General features: G+C 66.7%; 7 protein-coding genes. 1 reads left to right on the top strand and 6 read right to left on the bottom strand.

The features are described from left to right. Positions 1–342: 342 nt before the first annotated feature. The 6 genes from ASD86_RS26500 to ccsA form a co-directional block, all read right to left on the bottom strand. Complete coding sequence (locus ASD86_RS26500; RefSeq protein ID WP_157476268.1) at positions 343–627, bottom strand: hypothetical protein; 285 nt, start codon at positions 625–627, stop codon at positions 343–345. Between the two features lie 210 nt (positions 628–837). After that, a complete protein-coding gene (locus ASD86_RS07010) occupies positions 838–2412 on the bottom strand; it encodes a DHA2 family efflux MFS transporter permease subunit (protein WP_056108656.1) in 1575 nt (524 codons plus the stop codon). A gap of 332 nt (positions 2413–2744) precedes the next feature. Further along, positions 2745–3938: an efflux RND transporter periplasmic adaptor subunit gene (locus tag ASD86_RS07005; protein ID WP_056108653.1), complete on the bottom strand. Its 1194-nt coding sequence runs from the start codon at positions 3936–3938 to the stop codon at positions 2745–2747. Beyond that, the gene (locus tag ASD86_RS07000; protein ID WP_056108650.1) at positions 3935–5446 is read right to left on the bottom strand and encodes an efflux transporter outer membrane subunit; all 1512 of its coding nucleotides are present in this window, start codon (positions 5444–5446) and stop codon (positions 3935–3937) included. The genes ASD86_RS07005 and ASD86_RS07000 overlap by 4 nt, the downstream gene beginning before the upstream one ends. A gap of 3 nt (positions 5447–5449) precedes the next feature. Further along, a complete protein-coding gene (locus ASD86_RS06995) occupies positions 5450–5908 on the bottom strand; it encodes a MarR family transcriptional regulator (RefSeq protein WP_036111610.1) in 459 nt (152 codons plus the stop codon). Between the two features lie 292 nt (positions 5909–6200). Further along, entirely contained in the window at positions 6201–6992 is a 792-nt protein-coding gene (gene ccsA / locus ASD86_RS06990; RefSeq protein WP_056108647.1) for a cytochrome c biogenesis protein CcsA, read from the bottom strand. A gap of 153 nt (positions 6993–7145) precedes the next feature. Between ccsA and ffh the strand changes: the two genes are divergently transcribed. Beyond that, positions 7146–8513, top strand: coding sequence for a signal recognition particle protein (ffh, locus tag ASD86_RS06985; RefSeq protein WP_056108644.1), 1368 nt, complete (start codon positions 7146–7148; stop codon positions 8511–8513). The last annotated feature ends 206 nt before the right edge of the window (positions 8514–8719 follow it).

Raw genomic sequence — 8719 nt, 5'->3', positions numbered from 1 at the left:
CTCGGTGGCGCACGGCGCACATCCATGTGCGCCGCCCTACGGGTGTCCTCTTGTTCTCGCGAGCACAGGCTTCGCAGCGCTGGATGAACTGCGCGGCTTCAGACTCAAGCAAAAGCGACATTCCTACCTGTAGGAGCGGCGCAAGCCGCGCCCGCGCCATTACGGGTTCGACGAACCCAGCGGCGTAGCCGTGGTGTCGCGGTCGCGGCTTGCGCCGCTCCTACAGGTAGGCCATGGCGCCACGCGGCCCTGGCCGATGACGTCGGGAATCGAGCCAAGCCGAAGCTGCCAAAGCGAAGCCAGCGCCAAGCACTGGCCACGCCCTCCATCATCCCGTCGCGATCAGGGAATTTCGCAACCACAGGAGATACCGCAGGACCGATAGGTCGTGCCGCAGGTGAAGTCGTTGCCGACCACCTGCATGCATTCGGCGTACTCGATCTCGCAGGTGCGCCAGCACTGGTCGCACGATCCGCCAGCCGTCGCGCTCAGCGACAACGCAAAACCGAAGCACATCGCGACCAGCGCGCCAATGCCGAGCTTCCTTGATTTCCTGCTCATGATGTCGTCCTCTTCGCCCCGGAGCGGGGCGCGTGCATCATGCGAAGCATCGCGTGCCGCGGTCAATGCGCCGGCGTGGGGAGTGTGACGACGACGCTTGCGTTCGGACGGGCGGGGCGTGTGAGCCAAACACGTCGGGCCTGGAGATCCCACAAGCCACCTCGCCGAAGCGAAGCGCCTTGTGAGACCTTCCAGGCCCGAGACTGTTCGATCAGATGCGACGAACCCGCATCCGATCCCGACCCAACCGAATCGGGATCGGACCCGGCGCCTGGATCAGTGCCCGCCCGCCGCCGCCGCGCCGCCGGCCGCCTTGGCGCTGAACGGAGGTTTGGCGAACCACACGAACACGGTCACCACCAGGAACAGGATGCCGATCAGGTGCAGCATCTCGTTGAAGCCGAGCTGCGCGGCCTGTTGCGAAATCATCTGATTCAAGGCCAGCGCGCCACGGGTGGCGTCGCCGTTGCCGAGGGTGTTTACGGTCTGCTGGATCGCCGGATCGTTGGCGGCGATGTGTTCGGTCAACTGCGCGTGGTGAATGGTGCTGCGCTGGCTCCAGGCCCAGGTGGTCAGCGAGGCGGCGAAGCTGCCGCCGAGCGTTCGCACGAAGGTCGCCAGGCCCGAGCCCGCGGCGATCTCGTGTGGCTCAAGATCGGACAGCAGGATCGTCAACACCGGCATGAAGAACAGCGCTACGCCCAGGCCTTGCCACAACTGCACCATGGCGACGTGGTTGAAGTCGACGTCCAGGTTGAAGCCCGAGCGGATGAAGCTGGTAAAGGCCATCACGATGAAGGCGGCGCTGGCGACCAGGCGCAGATCGAAGCGCGCCGCGTACAGGCCCACGAACGGTGTCAGCAATACCGGCAATATGCCGATCGGCGCGGTCGCCAGGCCCGCCCAGATCGAGGTGTAGCCCAGGTTGCGTTGCAACCACAGCGGCACCAGCAGGCTGATCGAGAAGAACGCCGCATACGCAAGCACCATCGCCGCGGTACCGGCGGCGAAGTTGCGATGGCGGAACAGGCGCAGGTTGACGATCGGATCGCGTTCGGTCAGTTCCCAGATCACGAACACGGTCAACGCGACCACCGCGATGATCGTCAGCACCACGATCTTGGTCGAGTTGAACCAGTCTTCGTCGTTGCCCAGATCGAGCATGATCTGCAGCGCGGCCACGCCGAGCACCAGCATCGCCAGGCCCATGTAGTCCATCTTCGGGTTTTCCAGCCGTTCCGGCCGGCCGCGCAACTGATTGCCGACCACCAGACAGGCAAAGATGCCGATCGGAATGTTGATGAAGAAGATCCATTCCCAGCTGTAGTTGTCGGTGATCCAGCCGCCGAGGATCGGGCCGGCGATCGGCGCGACCACGGTCACCATCGCCAGCAAGGCGATGGCCTGTCCGCGTTTATGCGGTGGGTAGATCGAAATCAATAGCGCCTGGGTGACCGGGTACATCGGTCCGGCGACGAAGCCTTGCAACGCGCGAGCGGTCACCAGCAGGCCCATGGAGTTGGCCAGACCGCACAGGAACGAAGCGATCACGAACAGCATCGTCGCCCACATGAACAAGCGGCGTTCGCCGAATTTGCGGGTGAAGAAACCCGTCAGCGGCAGCGCGATGGCGTTGCTGACCGCGAACGAGGTGATCACCCAGGTCGCTTGACTGCTGCTGCCGCCGAGGTTGCCGGAGATGGTCGGCAAGGACACGTTGGCGATGGTGGTGTCGAGCACCTGCATGAACGACGCGAGCGCGAGGCCCAGCGTGGTCAATGCGAGATTGGGTGGCCGGAAGCCGGCTTGCGGCGCGGGCGCGGCTTCGGCATTGGCGGTGGTGGCGGACATCGATCGGCCTGTCGGTTCGGGTGAGCCGCGCGTGGGCGCGGAACCAAGAGCGGAGGTGAAGCCTTCCGGTCCCCGTCATTGCGGCTTGCGCCGCAATGACGGTTTCGGAGTTCGCGCTGCATCGCGGGGGGAGGGGAAGCGGCGCGCACGGCGCGGCCGCTTCGACACGATGCATGGCGAACGACAGACGAAGAACGACGTGGGGGGGAGGTGCTTCGTCTTTGCTGCGCGGTGGCGGTGAAACGGTTGAAACGGCTGAAGCTGAAACAGGTGAAACAGTCGCTACGGATGCGATGGCGATCCTCGGTCAAACCGAGCCGATCGCCATTCGATCAGCCGTGCTGCATGTTCGGCAGGTTGTCGCGCACGATCTTCTCGATCATCGCGTCGGCCTCGTGCAACTGCTTGGCGTAGGCGTCGGTGACCAGCACCGGCTTGGCCGGCGGCGCCGCGGCCAGGACCGCGCCGGTCTGCTCGCGGATACCGACATCGACGTGCATGCTCAGGCCCAGGCGCAGCGGGTGTTCGACCAGTTGCTTGGGTTCGATCTCGATCCGCACCGGCACGCGCTGGATGATCTTGATCCAGTTGCCACTGGCGTTCTGCGCCGGCAACAGCGAGAACGCGCTGCCGGTGCCCATGCCGAGGCTGACGACCTTGCCCTGATAGGTCACGTCGCCGCCGTACAGATCCGAATGCACGTCCACCGATTGGCCGATGCGCATCTTGGCGAGCTGGGTTTCCTTGAAGTTGGCTTCGACCCAGACCTGATCGAGCGGAATGATCGTCATCAGCGCGGCGCCCGGCTGCACGCGCTGGCCGAGCTGCACGTTGCGCTTGCCGACATAACCGCTGACCGGCGCGACGATGGCCGAGCGCTGCAGGTTCAAATACGCCTGACGCAGTTGCGCGGCGGCCGCGGCGACCTGCGGCTGCTTGGCGATGGTGGTCGCGTCGACCAGCGCGCGATTGCGCGCCAACGAACCACGCGAGGACGACACCGCCGCTTCGGCCGAGGCCAGCTCGTCGCGCGCATGCGACAGCTCTTCGGCCGAAACCGCGCCGCTGGCGACCAGCCCTTCGCGACGCTTGACGTCGGAGCGGGCCTTCTGCACCGCGACTTCGCGTGCCGACAGATCGGCCTGGCCGGCGTCGACCGCGCTGAACAGACCGCGCACCTGGCGCACGGTGTTGGCGAGATTCGCGGTGGCCTGGTCGTAGGCGACCTGCGCATCGTTCGGATCGAGCTGCACCAGCACCTGTCCGGCGCTGACCTTCATGCCGTCGTCGGCGCCGATGCTGACCACGGTGCCGGTCACCTGCGGGGTGATATTGACCACGTTGCCCTGCACGTAGGCGTCGTCGGTGTCCTGATGCCAGCGCAGCACGAGCATGTAGTACAGCGTCCACGCGATGCCCGCGATGACGATTACCGCGAGCAGGATCGTCAACGCCTTGCGGCGGTTGTTGTTCTTCGGCGGCGCGGCCGGCGCGACCGCGGCTTGAGGATTGACTTCGGTGGTCATGGCGTCGGGGCCTTCGCGATAACTTGGGTAGAGGATTCATTGGGAACGGTGGACGCGACCGGGTCGGGCGAACTGAGTTCGAGTCCGCCGCCGAGCGCGCGGTCCAGGTCGATCTGCGCGGCGTAGCGCTGCGCGCGCAGGCCGGCGAGTTGTTGGTCGAGTTGCAGCAGCGGACGCTGCGCCGTCAGCACGTCGAGCTGAGTGCCCAGGCCGGCGCGGTAGCGGCTGCTGGCGATCTGCCAGGCCTGCTGCGCGGCATCGCGCGCCTGCTGCGCCGAGACGATCTGGCCGTCGAGCGAGCGCGAGCTCTGCACCGCGTCGGCGACTTCGCGCAACGCGCCGATCAGGCTCTGGTTGTAGTTCGCGACCGCGAGGTCGTACTCGGCGTCGGTGTCGGCCAGGTTGTTGCGCAGACGGCCGCCGTCGAAGATCGGCATGCTGAAGGCGGGGCCGCCCTGCAGCAGTTTGGCTTCGCTGGTGAACAGGTCCGACAGGTGGCCGGTGGCCAGGCCGACGATCGCGCTGAGGTTCACGGTCGGATAGAAGTCGGCCTTGGCCGCCTTTATGCCGTGGGAACTGGCTTCGACCCGCCAGCGCGCGGCGACCACGTCGGGGCGATGGCCCAGCAATTCGCTCGGCAGCACCGACGGCACCGCCGGGTTCTTCGCCGCGAGCAGGGTCGGGCGGGCGATGTCTAGGCCGCGATCGGGGCCCTTGCCCAGCAGCGCGGCGAGCGCGTTGCGGGTGGCGTCGATCTGCTGCTGCGCGGCCTGGATCTGCTGATCGGCGCTGGCGCTGGCGCTTTGCGCGTTGCGGATCTGCAGTTGGTTGTCGAGGCCGGCCTTGACCCGCTGCTGGCCCAGGCCGAGCAGATGATCGGAGCGTTGCTTTTCCGAACTCGCCACGTCGATCGCTTCGAACGACTGCGCCAGCGACACGTAGGCGCGGGCGATGTTCGACGACAAGGTCAGGCGCGCGGCCTGCGCTTCGACTTCGGCCGCGCGGGTCTGGCCGAGCGCGGCCTGCCAGCGCGCGCGCTTGCCGCCCCACAGGTCGGGGCTGTACTTGAATTCGAGCATCAGCACGTGCGCGCCGAGGTACTTGCCGCCGATCGGATCGGGGGCGAGGGTCTCGGGCAATTCCACCCCGGAGTACTGGGCGGCGGCGCCGACGGTCGGCTTGCGCGCGGCATCGGCCAAACCGGCCTGGGCGACCGCCTGGCGCACGCGCGCGTCGGCGGCGTCGAGGCTGGGCGTGCCGGTCAGGGCTTCGTCGATCAGCGCATTGAGCTGCGCGTCGCCGAGCGAGGTCCACCAGTCGCGCTTGGGAAATTCGGCCGCCGAGACCTGGGCGAGACTGCGGGTGGCCTGCAGGCCGTCGGCGTCGAGCGCGTGGCCGGACGGCTCCAGGCCGCGGGTGCTGGCGCAGCCGGCCAGGATCAGCGCGGCGGCCAGCGGCGTGAGCACGTAAAGCAGCCCGCGGCGCGGGCGAGGGTCGAGAGAGGACATGGCTCAGGAACCGGAGAGTGAGAGGTTGTCGCGAACTTGTTCGAGCAGGCGATACAGCTGATCGCGATCGCTGTCGCTCAGGCCGGCCATGGCGCGCTCGCGCACGCGCTTGCCGCACTGGTCGATGTCTTCCCAGATCGCGGTGCCGGTTTCGGTCAGGTGGATATTGAGCGCGCGGCGATCGTCCGGATCGGCCACGCGCACGACGAAGCCGCGGCTTTCCAGCTTGTCGAGCAGGCGGGTCATGGCGCCGGGATTGAGCTGGGCGGCGCGCGCCAGTTCGGTGACCCCGGCGGTACCGATCGCCAGTTCCTTGAGGGTGATGAACTGGCTGAAGGTGAGGTCATGGCCGGCCTGGGCCAGCTCGCGTTCCATCTGCGCCCACATCGCGTCGCGCACCTGGCGAAACAGCAGGCCGAGGTTGGAGGTCGAGCAGGGCTGGTTGGGGGTCGAGGTCGTCATGGCGCGGCATGTTGCTCGCCCGCGCAATAGTTGTCAAGGCAAATATTGTTCTAGCAAGCACCTATTCAGGCAGCCGCCAGCCACGTGTGGAAAGTGTGTAGACCGTTGCCTGGCCTGGCCTGGGTTGCGGGCGATCAGGCCGGAACAGCAAGGCGCGGGCGCCGGGCACGGCATGCGCCGGCACTTGCGGCCAAAAGTGGCCAGTGCGAGGTATGAACACGAATGCAGAGTCGGCATTTTGGTGCCGGGACGACCACTTACGCCGTCCTGGCAACGGCGCTCGCAGCGCCGCTCAGACCCGCCGCAGGACCACTTCGAGCACGAACTTGCTGCCGAAAAAGGCCAGGATCAGCAAGGCCATCGCGGCCAGGGTCCAGCGCACCGCGACCACGCCGCGCCAGCCGTAGCGCCAGCGGCCCAGCAGCAGGCCGCCGAAGGCCAGCCACGACAGCACGCTGAGCACGGTCTTGTGCATCAGATGCTGGGCCAGCAGGTTCTCGACGAACAACACGCCGGTCAGCAAGGTCGCGGTCAACAGGATGAAACCGACCGCGATGGTCCGGAACAGCAGGCTTTCCAGCTCGACCAGCGGCGGCAGCGCGCGCAGCCAGCCGTGGAATTCGCGCCGCCGCAGCGCGCGCTCCTGCAGCCACAGCATCAGCGCGAACAGCGCCGCCACCGCCAGCGTGGCGTAGGCGAGCAGGGCGAACCAGGCGTGCAGTTGCAGGCGCCAGTCCAGCGGTTCGGGGTGCTGGACGTGACCGTACAACTGGTACGACACCAGCATCAGCGCGGCCAGCGGAAACACCACCACACCGAGCGCGGCCATGCGCCCGGCCGCGCCGAAGATCGCGGTCAGCACCGCCATGCCCAGCCCGACCAGGGACAGCGCGGCGAAGAAATGCAGGTCGGCGCCGCCGGCGATGCGCCAGGCGATGAAGTGCGCCGCGCCGTGCAGCAACACCGCCAGATTGGCCGGCAACAGCCACAAACGCGCCTCGCGTCCGCGCTCGCGGCGCACCGCCGCGATCAGCAGACCGGTCGCGGTCAGGTAGAGAACGACGGCGATGAGAACGATTGTCATCGACGAAGTGTGGCACAAGCGTTGGGATTCGGGATTCGGGATTCGGGAATCGGGAATCGGGAATCGGGAATCGGTGCGGCGGGCGGGGCGTAGTGGGTCGGGCGGCTGCGGCTATACTTGCCGCCCCTGTCGTTTCGCCCTGCCGACCACGCCATGTTCGAATCCCTGACCCAACGCCTGTCCGGCACCATCGAGCGCCTGCGCGGCCGCGGCCGTCTGACCGAAGAGAACATCCGCGAGTCGCTGCGCGAAGTGCGCATCGCCCTGCTCGAGGCCGACGTCGCCCTGCCGGTGGTGCAAGCGCTGATCGAACGCATCAAGGTGCGCGCGGTCGGCCAGGAAGTGCTCAAGTCGCTGACCCCGGGCCAGGCCCTGATCAAGGTCGTGCGCGACGAGCTGACCACGGTCATGGGCTCGCAGGCCACCGACCTGAATCTCAACGTGCCGGCACCGGCGGTGATCCTGATGGCCGGCCTGCAAGGCGCCGGCAAGACCACCACGGTCGGCAAGCTCGCGAAGCACCTGAAGGAACGGCGCAAGAAGAAGGTGATGGTGGTCTCGGCCGACGTCTACCGTCCGGCCGCGATCGAACAGCTCAAGCAACTGGCCGAACAGGTCGACGTGCTGTTCTTCGCCTCCGACGCTTCGCAAAAGCCGGTCGACATCGCCCGCGCCGCGATCGCCGATGCGCGCAAGTCCTACGTCGACGTGCTGCTGATCGATACCGCCGGCCGCCTCGCCATCGACGACGCGATGATGAGCGAGATCAAGGCGCTGCACGCCGCGGTGTCGCCGGTCGAAACCTTGTTCGTGGTCGACTCGATGACCGGCCAGGACGCGGCGACCACCGCCAAGGCCTTCAGCGAGGCATTGCCGCTGACCGGCGTTGTACTGACCAAGACCGACGGCGACGCGCGCGGCGGCGCCGCGTTGTCGGTGCGTTACGTCACCGGCCGTCCGATCAAGTTCATCGGCGTTGGCGAAAAGCCCGACGGCCTGGACGTGTTCCATCCCGACCGCGTCGCCAGCCGCATCCTCGACATGGGCGACGTGTTGTCGCTGGTCGAGCAGGTCGAGCAGCAGGTCGACAAGGACAAGGCGCAAAAGCTCGCCGAGAAGGTCGCCAAGGGCAAGAAGTTCGACCTCAACGACATGAAGGATCAACTCGAGCAGATGCAGAACATGGGCGGCCTGCACGGGCTCATGGACAAGCTGCCGGGCATGGGCCAGATCCCCGACGCGGTCAAGAACCAGGTCACCGGCAAGGAAGTGCCGCGCATGGTCGCGATCATCAATTCGATGACCAAGAAAGAGCGCCGCAACCCGGCCCTGCTCAACGGCTCGCGTCGCGCGCGTATCGCCAAGGGTTCGGGCCTGACCCCGGCCGACGTCAACAAGCTGATGAAGCAGTATCAGCAGATGGAAAAGATGATGAGCAAGCTCTCCGGCGGCGGCATGAAGGGCTTGATGCGCGGCATGAAGGGCATGATGGGCGGACGCGGCGGCATGCCGTTCCGCTGAGCGAGGCGAGTCTCGGCGTACCCATCGAACGGCGGCCACTGGCCGCCGTTTTCGTTTGTTTCCAATAGATCGCACAGACCTCACGCCATGTCGAGGTGAAGCCCTGGATAGCCGCCTTCGCGGGGATGACGAGCAAGAGCGAAAGCGTTTTCCTCGCCGCTGCACGCTGCTTCTCCATACATCGCGATCTCCTGTTGCTACCTGTA

It is taken from the genome of Lysobacter sp. Root690 (assembly GCF_001427785.1).
In the GTDB taxonomy this organism is placed as follows: domain Bacteria; phylum Pseudomonadota; class Gammaproteobacteria; order Xanthomonadales; family Xanthomonadaceae; genus Lysobacter.
The sequence above is the reverse complement of the archived record's forward strand: the minus strand, read 5'-3'. Positions and strand labels throughout refer to the sequence as shown.

Excerpts from the sequence above, each read along its gene's own strand:
- ASD86_RS07010 (WP_056108656.1), bottom strand. The coding sequence starts at position 2,412 with ATGTCCGCCACCACCGCCAATGCCGAAGCCGCGCCCGCGCCGCAAGCC.
- ASD86_RS07005 (WP_056108653.1), bottom strand. The coding sequence starts at position 3,938 with ATGACCACCGAAGTCAATCCTCAAGCCGCGGTCGCGCCGGCCGCGCCG.
- ASD86_RS07000 (WP_056108650.1), bottom strand. The coding sequence starts at position 5,446 with ATGTCCTCTCTCGACCCTCGCCCGCGCCGCGGGCTGCTTTACGTGCTC.
- ASD86_RS06995 (WP_036111610.1), bottom strand. The coding sequence starts at position 5,908 with ATGACGACCTCGACCCCCAACCAGCCCTGCTCGACCTCCAACCTCGGC.
- ccsA (WP_056108647.1), bottom strand. The coding sequence starts at position 6,992 with ATGACAATCGTTCTCATCGCCGTCGTTCTCTACCTGACCGCGACCGGT.
- ffh (WP_056108644.1), top strand. The coding sequence starts at position 7,146 with ATGTTCGAATCCCTGACCCAACGCCTGTCCGGCACCATCGAGCGCCTG.